The organism is Streptomyces sp. NPDC047061 (assembly GCF_040643955.1).
GTDB lineage: Bacteria > Actinomycetota > Actinomycetes > Streptomycetales > Streptomycetaceae > Streptomyces.
Window position 1 is genome coordinate 62,610 of the sequence record NZ_JBEYVI010000033.1, and the last position, 20,666, is coordinate 83,275.

Genomic DNA, 20,666 nt, shown 5'->3' on the forward strand with positions numbered 1-20,666 from the left:
CACCCTGCCAGCGCCGGTAAGTGTCCCCACCCCCCGGCCCCAGCCCGCCCCGCACCTACATCCCGGCCGCCGGATCCTGCGGCCCCCTCCCCGACAGCACCTCCCCGTACGCCTGCATCAGGTCCGGCAGCCGCAACGTCGCCAGGTCGCCCCGCGACAGCACCCCCGGATACGAGGACAACCGCAGATCCCGGTAGGCGCAGCTCTTCTCGTACAGCGTCCGCAGGAACCGCCCGTTGCCCAGCTCGTCGATCCAGCCCTGGTCCACCACGTGCCCGGCGATCGACCGGAGCTCGTCCAGTGCCTCCTCGTCCCACGCGTCCCCGTTCTCGGCGGCCAGCACCTCGCCGATCGAGGTCAGTTCGAGGGGGCGGTAGGACGGAAAGTCCACGCGGGTCGTGAAGCGGGAGGACAGCCCCGGGTTGGCGGCCAGCAGGCGGTCCATGCCCTCGGGGTAGCCGGCCAGGATCACCACCAGGTGGTCCCGGTTGTCCTCGGCCCGCTTCAGCAGCACCTGGAGCGCCTCGTCGCCGTACGCGTCCCCCTTGCCGTAGCCGGAGTTGGAGAGCGAGTAGGCCTCGTCGACGAAGAGCACGCCGCCGATCGCGGAGTCGATCAGTTCGTTCGCCTTCACGGCGGTCTGGCCGAGGTACTCGCCGACCAGGTCGGCCCGCTGCGCCTCCACGAGATGGTCCCCGCCGAGCAGGCCCAGCGCGTAGAAGACCCGGCCGAGGATGCGGGCGACGGTGGTCTTCCCGGTGCCCGACGGCCCGGAGAAGACGAAGTGGCGTTTCGGCGGCTGCACCGGCAGCCCCTGCCCGGCTCGCAGGCGGGCCATGTTCAACTGCGCGGACAGCGCCTTGACCTGTCGTTTCACGGGTTCGAGGCCGACCATGCGCTCCAGCTCCGCGAGCGCCTCCTCGAGTAACGCGGGGTCGGTCGGCCCGGCCGGCAGCGGAGGCGACGGCACGACCTTCTCGCGCACCGCCGGGTCGATCACCGACGGCATAGCCCCGGCCGGCGGCTCCGGTTCCCCGAACCGCAGGTCCCGGCCCTCGGTGCCGAAGAGCGGGTCGAGCATGTCGGGCCCGTCCACGACGTCCTGCCCGGCGCCGGTGAGGGTGATCGCCGCGAAGTCGGCCGTGTCGTCGTACCCGTCGCCCTCGGCTATCGCGGCCAGCCGCGCGGAGGTGTCCATGAAGGCGGGGTCGACGCGGTGCACGGCCCGGTAGAGGGGGAGCGCGGCGGCGCTGCGGCCGGTGCCCTCGTGCGCCCGCGCCAGCCAGTAGCGCAGCTCCTTGCGCTGCGGCTGTTCGCTGCGGCACCGCATCAGCGCCGCGGAGAGCAGCGGTTCGGCCTGGCCGTACATTTCGAGCCGGACCCGGGCCATGCCGCCGAACAGGCCCGCCTCGATGCCGAGCATGGGGTCGTCGAGGAGCGGGTCGGTGTGCCGTACCAGCTGCTCCCAGTCCTTGACCAGGTAGGCCCGGCAGGCGTGCAGGAAGCGGACCTGGGGGTCGGCGTCCACCGGCGGGAGCCCGGCGAGGGCCCGGTCGAGCTCCGGGACGTGCCTGCCGTCCAGCCAGTGCGAGGCGTGGGCGAGGAGGAGGTCGCGCGGGCTCTCCAGGACCGGCTGTACCCACCAGCCCAGCCAGTACCAGGAGTTCAGCGTGCGGCGATGCCGGCCACGCTGTTCGCCGAAGCGGTCCCGGTGCCGGAACATCCGCAGCAGCGCGGTCGTCGTGTCCACGCGCAGCGCGTGCAGCCCGAGCCAGCCGTCGGCCATCCCGGGATCCATCCGCACCGCGGTGCGGAACTCCTCCTCCGCCTGCGGATAGGCGCCCATCGTGTAGGCGTCCACGCCTCGTAGCCAGGCGAGGTCGGCCGGGGCATCGAGGCCCTGCGTGCCGAAATCCATCACGTCCCCCACAAACCGTGCCCCCGTGGTTGGCCCCCGGGCTCCCCCCGATGGCCGCCGTTGGTCGAACCGCTGTGCCGCGGACCGGAGTTGCAGGTGCGCGAAGCAGCCGTTCGAAGGTCGCACCGAGGGCATCGTACCTGCGGTTCCACCGCCCGCCGAAGGGTGCCGCACAGGCCGTTTGGCGAGGTGGGGGCAGAAAGGGCGCACACGGCTCGGTGACCGAGGGTGAGCGGAAGGGTGCACGCGGCGCACACAAAAGGGGTAAAGGGCAGAACGAAGCCCCCGATCACGGGGGAACAACCGGGGGCTTCGCGTCTGCAGGGCGGCTTCGATGGCCGCTCATTCAGAACGTAAGTCCTGTACGGCCCCCGGGTCAAGCGGAGTTGAGGTACTCGGGCAACTTCCTGGAGGCGTGTCTTCACAAGTTCAGCACACGGCCGACGGTCCGTCACGGTGGGTGACATTCTGGTCCGGTCCAACCGCTTTCACCGGCCCCGGCAGCACCTCATATCCCTTCTGTGACTGTGTCACCAGAAGGTCGGCGTACGGCCTGGAGGGGTCCTCGGAAAAGTGTTCGCGTTCCGCCCTGACCCACTCGACCCAGAAGTCCCGCTGTTCCGCGCCGTCCCGCGCCCTGCCCCGCGTCCAGGACTCCTCGTGCGGCAGCTCCATCCACAGCAGTCGCGCCAGGAAGGGGCGCAGTGCCCGGCGGCCGGCGCCGACGCCCTCCACGAGGATCACCGGGGCCGGCGGCAGCGCGCGGGGCGGGCCGAAGCGGCGGGTGTGCCAGTCGTAGGGGGAGTAGTGCGCCGTCCCGCCGCGGCCGAGCGGCTCGATCACCTGGGCCAGCAGGCGGCCGGTCCAGGCGAACAGCTCCTCGTGGCTGGCGATGTCGTCGAGGTGCAGCACCGGCGCCCCGCCCAGGGCGGTGGCCAACTGCCCGGCGAACGTGGTCTTTCCGGATCCGGCGTGCCCGTCGACGCCGACGAGGCGGACCGGGCCGCAGGAGGGCGGCAGGGTCCGGAGTGCGGAGGCGAGGTGGTGAATGGCCGTTCCCAGGTGTGCTGCGGGGTGGGGTGTTTTCCGGAAACATTCTAGTAGTGCGGCGCATAGCGGGCGTCTGCGGCCCCGGGAAGTCGCGGCTTGAACTAATTTCTGGCCGTTCTTTGCCGTGCGCATTGATATTTCCGTCCGGCTGACCGATATGTCGACCTCGCGTGTTTCCGGTGTGCCCGGCCCTGAGTAGGGTGCCTTCAGCGTGCACGCGTCGAACGGGGACGGACAGGGGAAGATGGCCGCGGAGTTATTCGAAGGGCAGTACGTATGGCATCCGGCGGCCGACGACCGTGTGCTCGCGAGCGTATGCGTGGACGTGCGCGCCGGAAGATATCTGACCGCCCGTGAGGCGCTGGCCGAGACGCGTGCCGACTTCCCCCTGCGGGCCCACCGCTCCCTGGTCCTCGCCTCCGAGGCGGCCGGCACCGACCTGGTGGAACGGTGGCTGGCCGAGGAACCGGGTGCCGAGTCCACGCTGATGTGGGCCCGGGTGGCCGTGCAGCGGGCGATCCGGGCGGCCGACGCCCGTGACGAGCGCGCCGAGGCGCTGGAGCGGATCGCCCTCGCCGCCTGCGACCGGGCCAGCACCATGAACCCCGCCGACCCCACGCCCTGGGCCGCCAAGCTGGCCATGGCCCGGCTGCACCGCCCGCACGACCCCGCCCCCGGCGGCCTGCTGACCTCCCCGCCCGGCCCATGGCGGCTGTTCGCGCACACCCTCGCCCTCGACCCCTGGCACCGCGAGGCCCACCACCGCTTCCTGTCCTTCTTCTTCACCCGGTACGGCGGCTCGGTCAACGCGGCCTGGGACGTCGCCGCCTTCCTCGCCCAGCGGGCCCCCGCCGGCTCGGCGCTGCGGCTGCTGCCGCTGGTCGCGCTGGTGGAGAGCCACAACCCCACCCAGCTGCTCGCCGAGCGGGTCTGGGAACAGCCCCAGTGGCGCAGCACCGCCCTGTCGAGCTACCACAACTGGCTGCCCACGGTGTCCGGATACCGCTTCACCCCGGTGCTCGACCTGGCCTACCTCGCGCACGCGCTGGTCATGGCCCGGTGCGAGTTCGAGGCCCGGGCGGTCTTCACGGCCATGGGACCGTACGCCTCACGCATGCCCTGGAGTGTCTTCGGCGAACCGGCCGACCAGCTCTCGCGGGCCCGCCGCGCCTGCGGCCTGCCCATCCCTTCCTAGAGTCCCAGAGAAAGGCCGGCACGTGTCAGAACGCACAGCGGACCCCGTCACGCTCGACGACGACGCGACCCTGCACGCGATGGGTTATCCGCGGAAACTCACCCGCCGATTCCAGGCGTTCGACAATTTCGCCATCTCCTTCACCATCATCAATATTCTCTCCGGTATTTTCTCCTCCTTCGGATTCGGTATGAACGCGGGCGGCCCCCGCATTCTCGTGTTCGGCTGGATCGGCGTCTGCCTGATGGTGCTGTGCATCGGCGCCGCCATGGCGGAAGTCGCCTCCGCCTATCCGACGAGCGGTGCCCTGTATTTCTCCGCCGGTAAACTCGCCAAACGGCACAAGGGCGCCTGGTCCTGGTACACGGGCTGGCTGAACTTCGTGGGCCAGATCGGCGGCACCGCGGCCACCGGCTACGCGGCCGCCACCTTCATCCAGGCCTTCGTCGCCCTGCAGTGGCCCTCGTACACGCCGACCACCCACCAGACGGTCCTGATCACGGCCCTGATCATCGTCGTCCAGGGACTCGCCAACACCTACACCGTGCAGCTCGTCGCCGTACTGAACCGGATTTCCGTCTGGTGGCTGCTGATCGGACTCGTGGTGATCGTGAGCACACTGACCGTGATGCCGGACCACCACCAGTCCGCGTCCTTCGTGACGCATTTCGTGAACAACACCGGCTTCACCAACGGCCTTTACGGCGGCCTGCTCGGGCTCCTGGTCACCAGCTGGACCTTCACCGGCTTCGACGGCAGCTTCCACATGTCCGAGGAAACCGTCCAGGCGACCGTCAACGCCCCCAGAGGGATCATCCGGTCCATCGGCTATTCGGCGATCACCGGTCTCGTCCTGATGCTCGCGCTGGTGTACAGCATCGGCGACTACACCAAGGTGGCGAGCTCCTCCGCGCCGCCCGTCCAGATCCTCATCGACGGGCTCGGCATGGGCTGGGCCAAGGCGATGCTGCTCGTCGTCATCGGCGCCATGCTCTTCTGCGGTCTCGCCAACCTCACCAGCAACACCCGGCAGATCTTCGCCTTCTCCCGGGACGGTGCCATGCCCGGCTCCCGGCTGTGGCACTCGGTCTCCCCCCGCACCCGGACCCCCGTCAAGGCCGTCTGGCTCGCGGTGGCCTGCTCGGTCGCCCTGGTGGTGCCGGGCTGGTGGTCGCACACGGCGTTCACCGCGATCGTCAGCGTCAACGTCGTCGGTCTGTTCCTCGCCTACGCCGTGCCGGTGTTCCTGCGGCTGCGGCTGGGCGACGACTTCCAGCCCGGGCCGTGGAACCTGGGCCGCTGGAGCAGGCCGGTCGGCTGGCTGGCGGTGACCTGGATCCTGCTCAGCAGCATCCTGTTCATGCTGCCGCAGGCCTCGCCGATCACCGTCGACTCCTTCAACTACGCGCCGATCGCGCTGGCCGCCGTCCTGGTCGTGGCCACGGTCTGGTGGTTCGCCACCGCCCGCCGCCGCTTCCAGGGCCCGGTCAGCTACGGCCGCCCCGACGAGGTCGCCGCCATGGACCTCATCTGAGCCGACGAGGACCGTGGAAAGGGCCCCGGCGACCGCGCCGGGGCCCTTTCGGCGGACGAGACCAATATTGGTGGGCGTGGCATGAGCGGAAGTGCTGGCAGGGGCATGGCGTCTGCTCCATAGTTGCCCCACAGCCTCTTGCTCCGGATCAGCCGTGACGCGCACACCTGGGGGTCCTCCGCCCATGAGCAGAGCCGAACAGCCGTCCCGCAGAACCGTTCTGGCAGCCGCCGCCGTCGCGGCGGCGACCGTCGCCCAGGGCGTGGTGCCCGCGGTGCCCGCGGTCGCCGCGCCGGAGACCGACGCCGACGCGACCGCCCGGACCGAGACCCGCCGGGCCGGGAACGGCCGTCCCGGGCACGGGCGTCCCGGCCACGGCCGGGACGGGACCCGCCCGATCGACCACCGCTCCTGGACGACCTACAGCGACTGGAAGACCGGCACCGCCAAGGGCGTCGGCGCCGTCGCCGGGGACCGGCCCGGCGTGGTGATCGGCACCCCGGCCGGCACCACCTCCTACACCGACCCCCACACCGGCACCGCCGCCAGCTGGGAGTACGCCACCTGGACCGGCCCGGTGCACCAGCCGGCCGTCCCCGCCACCGAGACCATCGCCTCCTGGAACGCGGACACCCCGGCCGGCACCTGGATCAAGGTCGAGCTGCACGGCACCTACTCCGACGGCACCGACACCCCCTGGTACGTGATGGGCCGCTGGGCGGCCGGCGACCAGGACATCAAGCGGACCTCGGTGGACGGCCAGACGGACGGCAAGAGCACCATCTGGACCGACACCTTCGCGATCGACGACGCCACCACGGGCCTGCGCCTCACCTCGTACCAGCTGCGCCTGACCCTCTACCGCAAGCCGGGCACCAAGCTCACCCCGACCGTCTGGCGGCTCGGCGCCATGGCCTCCGACATCCCGGACCGCTTCACCGTCCCCGCCTCAACCCCGGGCCTGGCCCAGGAGCTCAAGGTCCCGCGCTACTCCCAGGAGATCCACAAGGGCCAGTACCCCGAGTACGACAACGGCGGCGAGGCCTGGTGCAGCCCCACCTCCTCGCAGATGATCGTCGAGTACTGGGGCGGCCGGCCCACCGCCGCGCAGCTGGCCTGGGTCGACCCGTCGTACACCGACCCCCAGGTCTGCTACGCGGCCCGCTACACCTACGACTACCAGTACGGGGGCTGCGGCAACTGGCCGTTCAACGCCGCCTACGCGTCGACGTACCCGGACCTCCAGGGGGTGATAACGCGACTGGCCTCGCTCACCGACCTGGAGACCCTGATCGCGGCCGGCATCCCGGCCATAACGTCACAGTCGTTCCTCGCCTCGGAGCTGACGGGCGCCGGCTACGGCACCTCCGGGCACCTGATGACCGTGATCGGCTTCACCGCGGACGGCGACGTGATCGCCAACGACCCGTTCTCGGCCACCGACGACGCGGTCCGGCGGGTCTACCAGCGGCGGGAGTTCGAGAACATCTGGCTGCGGACCAAGCGGTACAACGCCAGTGGCAAGGTCGTCTCCGGCACCGGGGGCGTCTGCTACCTGTACTTCCCCGTGCATCCGGCACCGAGCCAGCAGCGCGCGCTCGCCGCCGTCGGCATCAGCTGACCGGGGGCCGCACGGGGCAGCGTCGGGCCGGCGGACTCAGTCGTCCTCTCCGGTGTCGTGATCGGAGTGGTTGGCCGTGTTCAGCTTCCAGTAGGCGCGGGTGTGCAGGGTGAGCACGCCCCCGCCGGGTGCGGTCCCGGCCCGCCGCGCCCCGTTCGCCAGCAGGTGCCGGCGGATCTCGCGCATCGCGCCGGCCTCGCAGCCGACCCAGACCTCGGTGGGCTCGTCGGAGAAGACCATCTCCTGGACGGCGGCGACCAGCCGGGCGCCCGGGCGGCCGGATTCCACCGCCCAGGTGACGGCGGAGACGGCGGGACGCGCCAGCGCGATCTCGTCGTCGGCGCCGACGACCTCGATCACCGCTTCGGCGGCGACCCCTGACGGAAGGGATTCCAGGACGGTCGCCATGGCGGGCAGCGCGCAGTGGTCGCCGAGCAACACCACCTTCGAGGTGTCCGGGCGGAGACGGAGTCCGCCTCGGGCCTGGCCGGAGATCTCCAGTGTGTCCCCGGGAGCGGTGGCCGACGCCCACCGGGTGGCCGGGCCGGCGCCGTTGGAGAAGGCGTGGAGCGGCTGTCCGGTCGCGGCCAGCGCGATGGAGTACGGCGGGTGGCAGTGGACCACGGCCCCCACGTCGGTACGGGCCCGCATCACCTCGGTGTGCAGCGGGAACTCCTTGGGCGGAGTCCCCGTCCCCTCCAGCAGGTTGCCGTCCAGGTCGACGAGTGCCACGTCGTCCCCGGACACCTCGTCGAAGCCGCGGCCACCGGTCTTCAGCCACACGCCGCGGTCCTGGGGGTCACGGCGGGAGACATGGCCCCACACGGGGTCGCCGTGGTCGTCGGTGCCGAGCACACGGCAGCCCGTGACGACGTCGGCGGCCGGATTCCCGGTGGGCAACTTCTCGGTGGGCAACGCCCTCACCTCAGTGCTTTCTGTCGCTCGTGGTGCTGTTCCGGGGGCGACCGGGAGCCGTGGCCCCGGCCGCCGGCGGGGAGCCGGCGGGCCGGGCCCCTCAGCGCGCGGGGTACGCGCGGTCGAGGATCGCGTCGACCACGGCGTTGAACCGCTGGGGGTTATCCCAGTAGTCCGAGTGCGGCGCACCCTCGACGAGCTGCACGTTCGCCTCAGGCAGGAGTTCGCGCAGACGGGCGTAGGCCGGCTTGTGGACCATGACGTCCGCACCACCCTCCAGGACCGTGATGTGGACGCCGGCCTTGATGGCGTCGCGCATCTGCTGCACGGCCACCGAACCCTGCAGGGAGTTGCGGAGGCGGTTGGGCCGGCCGGGGCCGGTCTGGTTGAAGCTGCCGAGCTGGAAGAACAGGTGGACCCGCTCCTCCTCCTCGGCCTGGAACTCCTTGGTGAGCAGGAAGTCCGCCACCGAGAGGTGCTTGACCTGTTCGCGGCCCTTGGCGTTCAGCCCGGAGATCTCGTCGCCCACCGGACCGAGGGTGGAGGTCATGACGAGACCCGCGATGCGGTCCGTGTTGTGCACCGTGTAGGAGAGGCCGCTGTAGCCGCCGAGCGACTGGGTGACCAGGAAGGCGTGGTCGATCCCGGCGTGGTCGAGGACCGCCTGGATCGCTTCCGGGTGGGTCCCGGTGTCGAACCGGCCGGAAGCGATCCGTGAGAGACCGAAGCCCGGGAGGTCGACCGTGACGACCTGGTACTTCTTCTTGAAGGTCCCGGCGACCGACCCCGGCACCCACCCCACGATGACGGTCACGAAGACCGGCACGAACGAGCTCACCGCGACGTTCGACCGGGCCCTGGACGCCACGGCCGCGTCGTTCTCGATCGTGAAGGACGGATCTCCGCTGGACATCTCGTACTTCACGTGGGCCGAGGACTCGAAGTCCGTGGTCTTCACGACGGCGGACGGTCTCGCCGACGGCAGCTACACGGTGAACATGGCCAACGTCACGAACGGGAGGAGCCTGAGCGGAACGCTGGTGATCGGCTGAAGATCCCGGTGAGCGGCTGTGCCGGGCCTGACCAGGCACAACAGCGGTCCCCGGGCACTCCGGGGGCCGCTATCCTGTGACCAAGCTCTCCACCGCAAAAGCCGCAACCAGTGGCATGGTGGACGTCATGACCACGCACTCCGCCACCGCCGCCCGCGCCCGCACCGGCGGCCCCAAGGACGACGGCCCGAAGGTTCTGGAACACGTCATGGGCTGGACCCTTGTCGTGGTCATCGCCATGTTGGTCACCCAACTCGGTCTGCTGTGACCTGACCCACGACCCGACCTGACATACTGCGGATGTCCCGCAGCCCGTTGAGACCAGGGTCGAAATTGAATATCAGTCAACAGCGTGCCGCCGCCCGTCCCCGGGCGCGCGGCACCGAGCGTTCCGTGGCTCGTCGTGCTGAACTCATCGCCATCGGGCGGAAGTTGTTCGCCGACACCTCGTACGACGCGCTCTCCATGGACGACATCGCCAGGCAGGCGCATGTCGCCAAAGGGCTGATCTACTACTACTTCCAGTCCAAGCGCGGCTACTACCTGGCGATCATCCAGGACTCCGTCGCCGACCTGGTCACCTATGCCGCGAGCGGTCTGGAGCTGCCCCAGACGGACCGCGTCCACCGCACCATCGACAGCTATCTGCGCTACGCCGAGCACCACCAGGCCGCGTACCGCACGATCGTCAGCGGCGGTGTCGGCTTCGACACCGAGGTGCACGCCATCCGGGACGGGGTGCGCGAGGCGATCGTCGCGACCATCGCGGAGGGCGCCTACGGCCGTACCGACATCGCCCCGCTCGCCAGGACCGGCCTGCTCGCCTGGCTGTGCAGCGTGGAGGGTGCCACCCTGGACTGGATCGACCGGCCCGTGCTCTCCCGCGAGACCCTGTGCGAGCTGCTGGTCAAGACGCTCGGCGGCACCCTGCGCGCCATCGAGGAACTGGACCCGTCCTACCGCGCCCCGGCCCCGGCCCGCCGGGACGCCTGACGCGGAAGGGGCGGAGGGCTCGTGGTCCCCCCGCCCCAAGTCCCCCGTGGAAGGGGGCTAGTTGATGGCCTTGATCAGCTCACCGCTCGTGGTGTCGCCGCTCAGCTCCCAGAAGAAGGTGCCGCCCAGGCCCTGCTGGTTCTTGTAGGTCATCTTGGTCGCGATGGTCGCCGGGGTGTCGTAACTCCACCAGTCGCTGCCGCACTTGGCGTACGCCGTGCCGCCCACCGTGCCGGTCGCCGGGCACTTGGTCTTGAGCACCTTGTAGTCGTCGATGCCTGCCTCGTACGTGCCCGCCGCCGGGCCGGTCGCCGTGCCGCCGGGCGCCGCCTGGGTGACGCCGGTCCAGCCGCGGCCGTAGAAGCCGATGCCGAGGAGCAGCTTGGCCGCCGGGATGCCGAGGCCCCTGAGCTTGGCGATGGTCGCCGAGGTGTAGTAGTTCGCCGTCGGGATGCCCGAGTAGGAGTTCAGCGGCGAGTGCGGTGCCGTCGGGCCGGTCGAGGCCCAGGCGCCGAAGTAGTCGTACGTCATCGGGTTGTACCAGTCGACGTACTGTGCCGCGCCCGCGTAGTCCGCCGCGTCGATCTTGCCGCCGCTGGTGGCGTCGGCGGTGATCGCGGCCGTGACCAGCGAGCTGCTCCCGAACTTCGAGCGCAGGGCCGCCATCACGTTCTTGAACGCGGCCCGGCCGCTGGTGTCGCAGGTGTTGCCGCAGGCGTTCGGGTACTCCCAGTCGATGTCGATGCCGTCGAAGACACCCGCCCACTTGGAGTTCTTCACCAGGTCGTAGCAGGACTGGGCGAAGGCGGTGGGGTTCCTGGCGGCCTCGCCGAAGCCGCTGGACCAGGTCCAGCCGCCGAAGGACCAGAGGATCTTGAGGTTCGGGTGCTTCTTCTTGAGCTTCAGCAACTGGTTGAAGTTGCCGCGCAGCGGCTGGTCCCAGGTGTCCGCGACGCCGTCCACGGACTCGGCTGCGGTGTAGGTCCGGTCGGTCGCCGCGTACGAGTCGCCCATCGCGCACTTGCCGCCGGTGACGTTGCCGAAGGCGTAGTTGATGTGGGTCAGCTTCGCGGCGGAGCCGGAGGCCTCGACGTTCTTGACCAGGTACTTGCGGTCGTAGGTACCCCATTCCGTGAAGTAGCCGACGACCTTGGAGCCGGCCTGCACCTGGGGAGCGGACGGGGCGGACGCCGCTGCGGACGCCGTGCCCGCGCCGGCCAGCAGCCCGGCGCCGAGGACGGCGCAACAGGCCGCGGAGAGCAGCGCCCGGAAACGGGAGCGGTGAGTGGTGTGCATCGGGTGTCTCCTCCTGGGGGAGAGGGGAACGCGCGCCGATTGGCATGAACGCGGTAAAGCGTTGGTCATGAACCTTAGGAGGACTAGACCAGTCGGGTCAATGGTTCGGACCAATTTCGCTGGTTTCGAATGTTGTCCTGGCATTCCTGAAGTAAGCGGTCGTTAACTGGTGACGGGAGGTCCCCGATCGGGCATACTCACTGCGCAGCCGCAGGTCAGCAGCTTCCGAGACCCGGAACGCCGACCTCGGCCGCACTCGATCGACAGGCGGCGCCGCTCCTATCCCACGGGCCGTGACCGCCGCGCCCGACAGGGAGGAGACCGACGTCATGTCCGACCGCGACCCGCAGCCGGTGGAGCGTCAACTACCGACGGACGAGGCGAGGGACCTGCTCACGCTGGTCCGCGAGATCGCCCGGCGTGAGATCGCGCCCAAGGCAGCCGAGGAGGAGGACGCCGGGCGCTTCCCGCGCGAGGTCTTCACCCTGCTCTCCGAGTCGGGCCTGCTCGGCCTGCCCTACGACGCCGAGTACGGCGGCGGCGAGCAGCCCTACGAGGTCTACCTCCAGGTCCTGGAGGAGCTGGCCGCGGCCCGTCTCACCGTCGGCCTCGGCGTGAGCGTGCACACCCTCGCGAGCTACGCGCTCGCCGCCTACGGCACCAAGCAGCAGCAGGTCGAGCACCTGCCCGCGATGCTCGGCGGCGGCCTGCTCGGCGCCTACTGCCTCTCCGAGCCGGCCTCCGGTTCGGATGCGGCCTCGCTGCGCACCAGGGCCGTCAGGGACGGCGACTTCTGGGTGATCAACGGCACCAAGGCCTGGATCACGCACGGCGGCATCGCCGACTTCTACACGGTCATGGCCCGCACCGGCGCCGAGGGCTCGCACGGGATCACCGCCTTCCTGGTCCCCGGCGACGCCGAGGGCCTCAGCGGCGCGGTGCCCGAGAAGAAGATGGGTATGAAGGGCTCGCCCACCGCCCAGGTCCACTTCGACGACGTCCGGGTCTCCGACGAGCGCCGCCTCGGCGAGGAGGGCCAGGGCTTCGCCATCGCCCTCTCGGCGCTGGACTCCGGCCGGCTCGGCATCGCGGCCTGCGCCATCGGCGTGGCCCAGGCGGCCCTGGACGAGGCGGTCGGCTACGCCACCGGACGACGGCAGTTCGGCCACCCGATCTCGGACTTCCAGGGCCTGCGCTTCATGATCGCCGACATGGCCACCCAGATCGAGGCCGGCCGGGCCCTCTACCTCGCGGCGGCCCGGCTGCGCGACGCGGGCCGCCCGTTCGCCAAGCAGGCCGCCATGGCCAAGCTGCACTGCACCGACACCGCGATGAAGGTGACCACCGACGCCGTCCAGATACTCGGCGGCTACGGCTACACCGCGGACTTCCCGGTCGAGCGCTACATGCGCGAGGCCAAGGTCCTGCAGATCGTGGAGGGCACCAACCAGATCCAGCGGATGGTCATCGCCCGTCATGTGGCGGGGCCGGAAAGTCGCTGAAGTCGCAGAACTCGCTGAACTGCCCGCGGGTGACCGTCGGGGCCGCCAGCCTGGCCCACTCCGGGTCGTGGCGGCCCGGCAGGGCGCGGCCCCGGTCGGCCCAGGTCCGCAGCAGCTCGCGGTAGATGGGCGGATCCTGCGGCGCAGGCGGTGGCAGCGACGCCGCGGGCGGGGGCACGAAGATCCGGCGCTGACGGCCGAGGGTGGTGTAAGTGGTCGTCACGCCTGGCCAACGCGGCGGCGGCCGCCCGGGTCACCGATCCTCCGAATCGTGCGTGAGTTCGTGGACGTCCGGTCCCGGATCTGGCCTCCCCCTGTTTTCTGACGTACCGTCAGCCGGACCGTCTCCAGCCTCCGGGGACGGCCCGCCATGGCCGACGACCGTCCCGTACCGCTCGACGAGTACCCCGTCCACCAGGTCCCGCTCTCCATGAAGCACGTCGCCACCGGGGACCGGAACGCCTACGACCGCTGCATCTTCCACGTCCTCGACCACGACGGCCGCGCCCTGCTCATCCTGGGCCTCGGCGTCTACCCGAACGTCGGGGTGATCGACGCCTACGCCACCCTGCGCACCGGGGACACCCTGCACGCGGTCCGCGCCTCGGACGCCCTCGGCGACGACCGGATGCGGCTCGCGGTCGGCCCGCTGAGCATCGAGGTCGAGGAGCCGCTCCGGCGCTTCCGGCTCCGCTGCGACGACTCCGTCCAGGGCGACTCCCTCTCCTACGACCTCACGTGGACCGCCGGCTTCCCGGCCCTGTGGGAGCCGCACCACCTGCAACGCCGGGGTGACCGGCTGACGTTGGAGGGCCGCAGGTTCGTGCAGGCCGGGGGAGTGTCCGGGGTGGTCCGGGCCGGCGGCGAGGAGTACCGCGTCGACCCGGCCGGCTGGACCGGCACCCGGGACCGCAGCTGGGGCGTCCGCCCGATCCCCGGGGAGGAGGGCGGGCGGCTCGCCGCGGAGCACCCGACCGAGGGCTTCCACTGGATCTGGTGCCCGGTCCGCTTCGAGGACCGCTTCCTGATGGTCATCACCCAGGAGGACGCCGACGGCTACCGCACCCTGAACGACGCCACCCTGGTCCGCCCGGGCCGGCGCGACCGCCAACTCGGCTGGCCGCAGACCGAGATCACCTACCGCTCCGGCACCCGCCACCCGGAGCACGCCGTCGTCCACCTCGGCGACCCGCGCAAACCCCGGGAACTGGAGGTGGAGATCCTCGCCTCCTCGCCGCTCGCGGTCGGCGCCGGCTACCCGCCGGCCGACGACTGGCAGCACGGCACCTGGCAGGGCCGCGCCTGGACGGACCGCCGTACCTACGACCTGACCGTGCCGCACCCCCGCGCGGCCTACGGCGTCACCGACCACGCGGCCCGCTTCCGCCTCGACGGACGGACCGGCCACGGCATCTTCGAGCACGGCTCGTTCGGCAGGCACGACCCGAGCGGCTTCACCGGCTTCGACTCGGTGGCGCCCTGAAGGAGGAGGCCGGGATGGCGGCGAAACCGCGCCCACGCACCACGACCCGCGACCCGGAGGACCTCACGCGCCGGCTGACCGCCTGGCTGGACACCCGGCTCCCGGGCGCCAAGGCCGTCGGCGTCACGGTTCCCGCCTCCAACGGCATGTCCAGCGAGACCCTGCTCTTCGAGATCGAGCACCCCGAACCGCCGCTGCGTGCCTGTGCGTTGAGGCTGGCGGCGGACCCGTCGGCCTACACGGTCTTCCCGTCCTACGACCTCACCCGGCAGTACCGCACGATGCGGCTGGTCGCCGACCGCACGGACGTGCCCGTGCCCCGCGTCCTGTGGCTGGAGGAGGACCCCGGACCGCTCGGCGCGCCCTTCTTCGTGATGGAGCGGGTCGAGGGGCGCGTCCCGCCCGACGTCATGCCCTACACCTACGAGGGGAACTGGCTGCACGCGGCGACCGACGCCGAACGGGAGCACCTCGAAGCCGCCTCAGTAGGCCTGTTGGCCCGCCTACACGACCAAGTGCCCCTGTCCGAGGCGGAGTTCCTCGCCCTGCCCGGGGACGGCGACGCCCTGCACCGGCACGTCGAGTCCCAACGGCGCTACTACGACTGGGTGGTGGCCGGACTCGCCCGCTCGCCCCTGATCGAGACCGCCTTCGACCGGCTCGCGGACCTGTGGCCGAGCGAACCCGGCACACCGGTACTGAGCTGGGGCGACGCCCGGATCGGGAACGTCCTCTACGAGGGCTTCGACCCCGTCGCCGTCCTCGACTGGGAGATGGCGGCACCGGCCCCGCGCGAGGTGGACCTCGGCTGGACCGTCTACCTGCACCGCTTCTTCCAGGACCTCACGACCGCCTCCGGACAGCCGGGGCTGCCCGGCTTCCTGCGCCGTGACCACGTCGAGGCCCGCTACGCCCGCCTCACCGGCCGCACCCCGCAGGACATGGACTTCTACACCCTGTACGCCGCCCTGCGGCACGCGATCGTCATGCTGCGCGTCGCCTACCGGCAGGTGTACTTCGGAGAGGTCGCCGTCCCGGCGGACCCGGACACGCTGATCCTGCACCACGGCAGCCTGCGGGCCATGGTGCAGGGCAGGTACTGGGACGCGGTGCGGTGACTCAGGCGGCCTGACGGCTGACGACCATGCCGTCGTGGCGCATCGCCGGTACGCGCATCGGGCGTGAGCCCGGGCCGCCGACGTGCGAGAAGGGCTGCGTCCGCCAGTCCAGACTCTGCGGGAGGGTGAGCAGGAGGGCGGTGTCCTGCTCCTGCGGCTCGACCGACTCGTCCGCCGACGGCGCGTCGTCCGCCGCGCGGCCCGTACCGGCACAGACCGTGAGACCGAACGGGTTCCACGGCGAGGCGCACAGCGCGTGCTCCGGCAGGAACTCCTCGTCCGCCAGCAGTGCGATGGACTGCGTGCAGTCCGGGCAGATCACCCGGAACATCTCGAAGGTGTCGTACGCGTCCGGTTCCTCGGCCTCGTAGACGTCGGGTTCGACGCCCTCCGGCTCGGGCTCGACCACCAACTGCGGGCGCTTGGACACGGGACGACCAGGGCGCTTAAGACTCTGCATGGGTAACTCCCCCTCGGGCTGGGCCGATACGGCGCTGCGGCCTCGACCACAGCAAGCACTTCCCGTCCGATCTCGGCCGTAATCACGAGAGCATCACGGAGCCCGTTCGAGGGCTGTGGCGTTCGTCACATGCCGAACGCAGGTGCCCGGTGCGGTGGATTTGTCCCTCAGATGGCTCACAGCCTGCCGTCCGTCACATCACGAACCGGCCATGACCTGCGCCGCTGAGGTATCCCAGGAGATCAGGCGCACTGTAGTTTTTGCGCCATGGAGGAGCTGGACCGTCAAATCGTGCAGCTGCTCGTCAAGGACGGGCGGATGAGCTACACGGACCTGGGCAAGGCCACGGGTCTGTCCACGTCGGCCGTGCACCAGCGGGTGCGCCGGCTGGAGCAGCGTGGCGTCATCCGCGGCTATGCCGCGGTCGTCGACCCGGAGGCCGTGGGGTTGCCCATGACGGCGTTCATCTCGGTGAAACCGTTCGATCCCAGCGCCCCCGACGACATCGCGGACCGGCTGGCCGGCGTCCCGGAGATCGAGGCGTGCCACAGCGTGGCGGGCGACGAGAACTACATCCTCAAGGTGCGCGTGGCGACCCCGCACGAACTGGAGGAACTCCTGGCCCGGCTGCGGAGCCTGGCGGGGGTGTCGACGCGGACGACGGTGGTGCTGTCGACGCCGTACGAGGCGCGTCCACCGAAGATCTAGTCCAACCGCCGTGGGCAGGTGTTCCGCAGGGCGGAACGGGTGAGCACGGCCGACGGCTCCGGGTGCCCCCTGTCCGGAGGCGTCGGCGACAGGAGAGAAACTGTTCCCCATGAGTGAGCGCAGCCCCGAACCCAGAACCGTCCTTCTCCGCCGCGGCGAGGTTCACAGTCCCGCCGATCCGTTCGCGACCGCGATGGTCGTGGAGCGGGGGCAGGTCGCCTGGGTCGGGTCCGAGGGGGCCGCCGACGCCTTCGCGGACGGGGTCGACGAGGTGGTCGACCTGGACGGGGCGCTGGTCACCCCCGCCTTCACGGACGCCCATGTCCACACCACGTCCACCGGGCTCGCCCTGACCGGCCTCGACCTGTCCGGCGCGAGCTCGCCCGCCGCGGTGCTGGCGCTGGTCAGGGAGTTCGCCGCCGCCCGCCCGGACGACCGGGTCCTGCTCGGGCACGGCTGGGACGCCTCCCGGTGGGCCGACGGCCGCCCGCCGTCCCGTGCCGAGCTGGACGCGGCCACCGGCGGACGCCCGCTCTACCTCTCCCGCATCGACGTCCACTCGGCGGTCGTCACCACGGCCCTGCTGGATCTGGTCCCGGGCGCGGAGCCCCGCGAGGACGCCCCGCTCACCGGCGACGCCCACCACGCCGTACGCGCCGCCGCGTTCGCGGCCGTGACGACCGCCCAGCGGGCCGGGGCCCAGCGCACCGCCCTCGCGCACGCGGCCTCCCTCGGTATCGGCACCGTGCACGAGTGCGGCGGGCCGAAGATCTCCTCCGAGGACGACTTCACCGGGCTGCTGCGGCTGGCCGCCGAGCTGTCCGGCCCGCGGGTGGTCGGCTACTGGGCGGAGGCGGATGTCGAGAAGGCGCGGGAACTGGGCGCGCTCGGCGCCGCCGGCGACCTGTTCGTGGACGGGGCCCTCGGCTCGCACACCGCCTGCCTGCACGAGCCGTACGCCGACGCCGGTCACACCACCGGATCCGCCTACCTGGACGCGGCCGCCGTCGCCGCCCATGTCGTCGCCTGCACCGAGGCGGGGCTGCAGGCCGGTTTCCACGCCATCGGCGACGCCGCCGTCACCGCCGTCGTGGAGGGCGTGCGCGCCGCCGCCGAGAAGGTCGGGCCGGCCCGGGTCCGTGCCGCCCGGCACCGGGTCGAGCACGCCGAGATGCTCACGCCCGAGCACGTCGCCGCCTTCGCCGAGTTCGGTCTGATCGCCTCCGTACAGCCCGCCTTCGACGCGCTGTGGGGCGGGGCGGACGGCATGTACGCCCAGCGGCTGGGTGCCGAGCGGGCCCGCACCCTCAACCCGTTCGCCGCTCTCCTCAAGGCCGGGGTCCCGCTCGCCTTCGGTTCCGACAGCCCCGTCACCCCACTGGATCCCTGGGGGACCGTCCGGGCCGCCGCCTTCCACCACACGCCCGAGCACCGGGTCTCGGTACGCGCCGCGTTCACCGCGCACACCCGCGGCGGCTGGCGCGCGACCGGCCGGGACGACGCGGGCGTCCTGGTGCCAGGCGCGCCCGCCGACTACGCGGTCTGGCGTACCGACGAACTGGTGGTGCAGGCGCCGGACGACCGGGTCGCCCGCTGGTCCACCGACCCGCGCTCCGGCACCCCCGGCCTGCCCGACCTGACCCCCGGCCGTGAGCTGCCGGTCTGTCTGCGCACGGTGGTGGGCGGCCGGACCGTGTTCGTACGACCGGGCGAGTGACCCGCCGCATTCGTACGGCCGGGCGAGTGATCTCCCGGGGTGGCGCGGCCGTGATCGACGGCCGCCGCCCCGTCGCGCGACCTGCGCATCCTCCGCGCTGACCAGGGCTTTGAGGGAGTCTGTGCAGGTCAAACGGCTGTTGACAGCCAGCGGCAGCGGGCCGGTAGGTTCGGCGGAGTCCACCACCGGACGCCCGACCGGGGAGCAGTTCGCGCACTCGTCGCAGCGCCGCTGGGTCAGGGACGGTGTGCCGCACCGGGGCACCGTCACTGGGAGCCAGGCTCAGCGCCCGCGCCGACGAGGGAACGTTCCGGCCGGTCGGGAGGTGTGACCCGGGTGGGGCCCGGACGCTCAGTAGACAACGGCTTTCGGTCGACCCGCAGCCAGCGGGTCCCAGGTCGGCCCGAAGGGCGCCGGGCCCCCATCCGTAGGGAACACGGTGGCGAAAGCGCGGATGACGGCCGCCCGAAACGGGCATCCTTACCCCGTTCTTGCGGAATCGACACCACCATACGAACGAGCCGTCGCGTCAGCGCAGGCCGCGGCCACTATGGTGGTCCCCTGCGTACGACATGAAGGGGCAGCAGTGAACGACGGCGACGGGACCCTCGCGGCACAGGCCCAGGGGAGGCGGTTCGGCCCGCTCGGCACGGCCTTGGTGATCATTCCGACGTACAACGAGGCGGAGAACATCAAGTCCATCGTCGGCCGGGTCCGCCAGGCCGTGCCCGAGGCGCACGTGCTGGTGGCCGACGACAACAGCCCCGACGGCACGGGCAAGCTCGCCGACGAACTGGCCGCGGAGGACGACCACGTCCAGGTGCTGCACCGCAAGGGCAAGGAAGGCCTCGGCGCCGCCTACCTCGCGGGCTTCCACTGGGGCATGGACAACGGCTACGGCGTGCTCGTCGAGATGGACGCCGACGGCTCCCACCAGCCGGAGGAGCTGCCCCGCCTGCTGACCGCGCTGAAGGGCGCCGACCTGGTGCTCGGCTCCCGCTGGGTGCCCGGCGGCCGGGTCGTCAACTGGCCCAAGTCCCGTGAGTTCATCTCCCGGGGCGGTTCCCTGTACTCCCGCCTCGCGCTCGATCTCCCAATCCGGGACATCACCGGCGGCTACCGCGCCTTCCGCCGCGAGACCCTGGAGGGCCTGGGGCTGGACGAGGTCGCCTCGCAGGGCTACTGCTTCCAGGTCGACCTGGCCCGCCGCGCGGTCAAGGCCGGCTACCAGGTCGTCGAGGTGCCCATCACCTTCGTCGAGCGGGAGTTCGGCGACTCCAAGATGAGCCGCGACATCCTCGTCGAGGCGCTGTGGCGGGTCACCTCGTGGGGCGTCACCGAGCGGGTGGGCAAGATGACCGGCAAGGGCAAGTCCTCCTGAGGCCGGCGGGGCGAGCCGTCCCGGCGGACTCCGGCGAACCTCACAGTTGCGGTTGATCATCCCCTTATGCCGCACTGAGCCGGGCCCAGGCACACTGGGAGCATGACGACTGGCGCGCAGACCCCTCCGTACACGACCCGCCCCCGGCGCTCCCGGCTCGGCAGATACCTGCCGCTGGGTCTCGCGGTGTGGCTGGTGCTGGAGATCTGGCTGCTGACGGTGGTCGCGGGCGCGGCAGGCGGCATGACCGTCTTCCTGCTGCTGGTGGCGGGCTTCGTCGCCGGGGCCGTGGTCATCAAGCGCGCCGGCCGGCGCGCCTTCCAGAGCCTCAACGAGGCGATCCAGCGCGGCGGCTCCCCGGAGCGCGGCGGTGGCAACGGCCTGATGATGCTGGGCGGCCTGCTCCTCATGATCCCCGGCCTGGTCTCCGACGCCCTCGGCCTGCTGCTCCTGCTGCCCCCGGTCCAGAAGGCGGTCTCCCGCCTCGCCGAACGCACCCTCGACCGCAGGCTCCGCGCCGCCGCCCCCGGCACCCTGGGCAACGCCTTCCAGCAGGCCCGCATGCACCGCCCGGACGGAAAGGTGGTCCAGGGCGAGGTGATCCGGAACGACGGCCCCGAGGCGGGGGACGAGCCGACGGGGGAGCTGACGCGCTGACGATCCCCGCGCACGCCACAACCGAGGGCGCCGTACGTTCACAGAACGTACGGCGCCCTCGGTTGT

General features: G+C 71.3%; 20 protein-coding genes. 13 read left to right on the plus strand and 7 right to left on the minus strand.

The annotated features are described in order from the left end of the window. Positions 1 to 55: 55 nt before the first annotated feature. Together ABZ887_RS36040 and ABZ887_RS36045 are read right to left on the minus strand one after the other, a co-directional pair. On the minus strand, positions 56 to 1,918 hold the full coding sequence (locus tag ABZ887_RS36040; RefSeq protein WP_361299128.1) for an AAA family ATPase: 1,863 nt from the start codon (positions 1,916 to 1,918) through the stop codon (positions 56 to 58). 429 nt (positions 1,919 to 2,347) lie between these two features. Then, positions 2,348 to 2,968, minus strand: coding sequence for a hypothetical protein (locus ABZ887_RS36045; protein WP_361299280.1), 621 nt, complete (start codon positions 2,966 to 2,968; stop codon positions 2,348 to 2,350). 244 nt (positions 2,969 to 3,212) lie between these two features. On the opposite strand from ABZ887_RS36045, the gene ABZ887_RS36050 reads away from it, so the two are divergent. The 3 genes from ABZ887_RS36050 (at position 3,213) to ABZ887_RS36060 (ending at position 7,318) form a co-directional block, all read left to right on the plus strand. Further along, positions 3,213 to 4,163 carry a hypothetical protein gene (locus ABZ887_RS36050; RefSeq protein ID WP_361299131.1) on the plus strand — a complete coding sequence of 317 codons (951 nt, stop codon included), beginning with the start codon at positions 3,213 to 3,215 and terminating at the stop codon, positions 4,161 to 4,163. Between the two features lie 79 nt (positions 4,164 to 4,242). Next, positions 4,243 to 5,697: an amino acid permease gene (locus ABZ887_RS36055; protein WP_361299283.1), complete on the plus strand. Its 1,455-nt coding sequence runs from the start codon at positions 4,243 to 4,245 to the stop codon at positions 5,695 to 5,697. A 184-nt stretch (positions 5,698 to 5,881) separates the two neighbouring features. Next, the gene (locus ABZ887_RS36060; protein WP_361299134.1) at positions 5,882 to 7,318 is read left to right on the plus strand and encodes a peptidase C39 family protein; all 1,437 of its coding nucleotides are present in this window, start codon (positions 5,882 to 5,884) and stop codon (positions 7,316 to 7,318) included. A gap of 36 nt (positions 7,319 to 7,354) precedes the next feature. On the opposite strand, the gene ABZ887_RS36065 is transcribed toward ABZ887_RS36060, so the two are convergent. Continuing rightward, entirely contained in the window at positions 7,355 to 8,233 is an 879-nt protein-coding gene (locus ABZ887_RS36065; RefSeq protein WP_361299137.1) for an SIP domain-containing protein, read from the minus strand. 100 nt (positions 8,234 to 8,333) lie between these two features. Continuing rightward, positions 8,334 to 9,059 (minus strand): alpha/beta hydrolase, encoded by a 726-nt coding sequence (locus ABZ887_RS36070; RefSeq protein WP_361299140.1) that lies wholly within the window; start codon positions 9,057 to 9,059, stop codon positions 8,334 to 8,336. On the opposite strand from ABZ887_RS36070, the gene ABZ887_RS36075 reads away from it, so the two are divergent. The 3 genes from ABZ887_RS36075 to ABZ887_RS36085 all read left to right on the plus strand — a co-directional run bounded on the left by ABZ887_RS36075 (position 9,037) and on the right by ABZ887_RS36085 (position 10,278). Beyond that, positions 9,037 to 9,285 carry a hypothetical protein gene (locus ABZ887_RS36075; RefSeq protein WP_361299143.1) on the plus strand — a complete coding sequence of 83 codons (249 nt, stop codon included), beginning with the start codon at positions 9,037 to 9,039 and terminating at the stop codon, positions 9,283 to 9,285. The two genes, ABZ887_RS36070 and ABZ887_RS36075, sit on opposite strands and share 23 nt — an antisense overlap. A gap of 127 nt (positions 9,286 to 9,412) precedes the next feature. Next, positions 9,413 to 9,553 carry an SCO1431 family membrane protein gene (locus ABZ887_RS36080; RefSeq protein WP_308310962.1) on the plus strand — a complete coding sequence of 47 codons (141 nt, stop codon included), beginning with the start codon at positions 9,413 to 9,415 and terminating at the stop codon, positions 9,551 to 9,553. A gap of 65 nt (positions 9,554 to 9,618) precedes the next feature. Further along, the gene (locus tag ABZ887_RS36085; RefSeq protein ID WP_361299146.1) at positions 9,619 to 10,278 is read left to right on the plus strand and encodes a TetR/AcrR family transcriptional regulator; all 660 of its coding nucleotides are present in this window, start codon (positions 9,619 to 9,621) and stop codon (positions 10,276 to 10,278) included. Positions 10,279 to 10,335: 57 nt separating this feature from the next. On the opposite strand, the gene ABZ887_RS36090 is transcribed toward ABZ887_RS36085, so the two are convergent. Next, positions 10,336 to 11,574: a glycoside hydrolase family 18 protein gene (locus ABZ887_RS36090; RefSeq protein ID WP_361299149.1), complete on the minus strand. Its 1,239-nt coding sequence runs from the start codon at positions 11,572 to 11,574 to the stop codon at positions 10,336 to 10,338. A gap of 329 nt (positions 11,575 to 11,903) precedes the next feature. On the opposite strand from ABZ887_RS36090, the gene ABZ887_RS36095 reads away from it, so the two are divergent. Continuing rightward, positions 11,904 to 13,076, plus strand: coding sequence for an acyl-CoA dehydrogenase family protein (locus ABZ887_RS36095; RefSeq protein WP_361299286.1), 1,173 nt, complete (start codon positions 11,904 to 11,906; stop codon positions 13,074 to 13,076). Here the strand turns inward: ABZ887_RS36095 and ABZ887_RS36100 are convergent. Further along, positions 13,039 to 13,299, minus strand: coding sequence for a hypothetical protein (locus ABZ887_RS36100; RefSeq protein ID WP_361299152.1), 261 nt, complete (start codon positions 13,297 to 13,299; stop codon positions 13,039 to 13,041). The two genes, ABZ887_RS36095 and ABZ887_RS36100, sit on opposite strands and share 38 nt — an antisense overlap. A gap of 147 nt (positions 13,300 to 13,446) precedes the next feature. Here ABZ887_RS36100 and ABZ887_RS36105 point away from each other — a divergent pair, with 147 nt between their 5' ends. After that, positions 13,447 to 14,559 carry a hypothetical protein gene (locus ABZ887_RS36105; RefSeq protein ID WP_361299155.1) on the plus strand — a complete coding sequence of 371 codons (1,113 nt, stop codon included), beginning with the start codon at positions 13,447 to 13,449 and terminating at the stop codon, positions 14,557 to 14,559. A 14-nt stretch (positions 14,560 to 14,573) separates the two neighbouring features. Continuing rightward, positions 14,574 to 15,677, plus strand: coding sequence for a phosphotransferase family protein (locus ABZ887_RS36110; RefSeq protein ID WP_361299158.1), 1,104 nt, complete (start codon positions 14,574 to 14,576; stop codon positions 15,675 to 15,677). 1 nt (position 15,678) lies between these two features. On the opposite strand, the gene ABZ887_RS36115 is transcribed toward ABZ887_RS36110, so the two are convergent. Then, entirely contained in the window at positions 15,679 to 16,137 is a 459-nt protein-coding gene (locus ABZ887_RS36115; protein ID WP_361299161.1) for a hypothetical protein, read from the minus strand. A gap of 267 nt (positions 16,138 to 16,404) precedes the next feature. Here ABZ887_RS36115 and ABZ887_RS36120 point away from each other — a divergent pair, with 267 nt between their 5' ends. The 4 genes from ABZ887_RS36120 (at position 16,405) to fxsA (ending at position 20,600) form a co-directional block, all read left to right on the plus strand. After that, on the plus strand, positions 16,405 to 16,845 hold the full coding sequence (locus tag ABZ887_RS36120; protein ID WP_066997022.1) for an Lrp/AsnC family transcriptional regulator: 441 nt from the start codon (positions 16,405 to 16,407) through the stop codon (positions 16,843 to 16,845). A 109-nt stretch (positions 16,846 to 16,954) separates the two neighbouring features. Next, positions 16,955 to 18,562 carry an amidohydrolase gene (locus ABZ887_RS36125; protein WP_361299164.1) on the plus strand — a complete coding sequence of 536 codons (1,608 nt, stop codon included), beginning with the start codon at positions 16,955 to 16,957 and terminating at the stop codon, positions 18,560 to 18,562. A gap of 586 nt (positions 18,563 to 19,148) precedes the next feature. Further along, positions 19,149 to 19,943, plus strand: a complete 795-nt coding sequence (locus ABZ887_RS36130) for a polyprenol monophosphomannose synthase (protein WP_361299167.1) — start codon at positions 19,149 to 19,151, stop codon at positions 19,941 to 19,943. Between the two features lie 102 nt (positions 19,944 to 20,045). Further along, positions 20,046 to 20,600 (plus strand): FxsA family membrane protein, encoded by a 555-nt coding sequence (gene fxsA / locus ABZ887_RS36135; RefSeq protein ID WP_361299170.1) that lies wholly within the window; start codon positions 20,046 to 20,048, stop codon positions 20,598 to 20,600. Positions 20,601 to 20,666: the final 66 nt, after the last annotated feature.

What these genes read in the sequence shown, in the direction of transcription:
- fxsA (WP_361299170.1), top strand. Translation starts at nt 20,046, where the DNA reads ATGACGACTGGCGCGCAGACCCCTCCGTACACGACCCGCCCCCGGCGC.
- ABZ887_RS36105 (WP_361299155.1), top strand. Translation starts at nt 13,447, where the DNA reads ATGGCCGACGACCGTCCCGTACCGCTCGACGAGTACCCCGTCCACCAG.
- ABZ887_RS36110 (WP_361299158.1), top strand. Translation starts at nt 14,574, where the DNA reads ATGGCGGCGAAACCGCGCCCACGCACCACGACCCGCGACCCGGAGGAC.
- ABZ887_RS36120 (WP_066997022.1), top strand. Translation starts at nt 16,405, where the DNA reads ATGGAGGAGCTGGACCGTCAAATCGTGCAGCTGCTCGTCAAGGACGGG.
- ABZ887_RS36125 (WP_361299164.1), top strand. Translation starts at nt 16,955, where the DNA reads ATGAGTGAGCGCAGCCCCGAACCCAGAACCGTCCTTCTCCGCCGCGGC.
- ABZ887_RS36090 (WP_361299149.1), bottom strand. Translation starts at nt 11,574, where the DNA reads ATGCACACCACTCACCGCTCCCGTTTCCGGGCGCTGCTCTCCGCGGCC.
- ABZ887_RS36115 (WP_361299161.1), bottom strand. Translation starts at nt 16,137, where the DNA reads ATGCAGAGTCTTAAGCGCCCTGGTCGTCCCGTGTCCAAGCGCCCGCAG.
- ABZ887_RS36050 (WP_361299131.1), top strand. Translation starts at nt 3,213, where the DNA reads ATGGCCGCGGAGTTATTCGAAGGGCAGTACGTATGGCATCCGGCGGCC.
- ABZ887_RS36095 (WP_361299286.1), top strand. Translation starts at nt 11,904, where the DNA reads ATGTCCGACCGCGACCCGCAGCCGGTGGAGCGTCAACTACCGACGGAC.
- ABZ887_RS36055 (WP_361299283.1), top strand. Translation starts at nt 4,243, where the DNA reads ATGGGTTATCCGCGGAAACTCACCCGCCGATTCCAGGCGTTCGACAAT.
- ABZ887_RS36060 (WP_361299134.1), top strand. Translation starts at nt 5,882, where the DNA reads ATGAGCAGAGCCGAACAGCCGTCCCGCAGAACCGTTCTGGCAGCCGCC.
- ABZ887_RS36075 (WP_361299143.1), top strand. Translation starts at nt 9,037, where the DNA reads ATGACGGTCACGAAGACCGGCACGAACGAGCTCACCGCGACGTTCGAC.
- ABZ887_RS36040 (WP_361299128.1), bottom strand. Translation starts at nt 1,918, where the DNA reads ATGGATTTCGGCACGCAGGGCCTCGATGCCCCGGCCGACCTCGCCTGG.
- ABZ887_RS36080 (WP_308310962.1), top strand. Translation starts at nt 9,413, where the DNA reads ATGACCACGCACTCCGCCACCGCCGCCCGCGCCCGCACCGGCGGCCCC.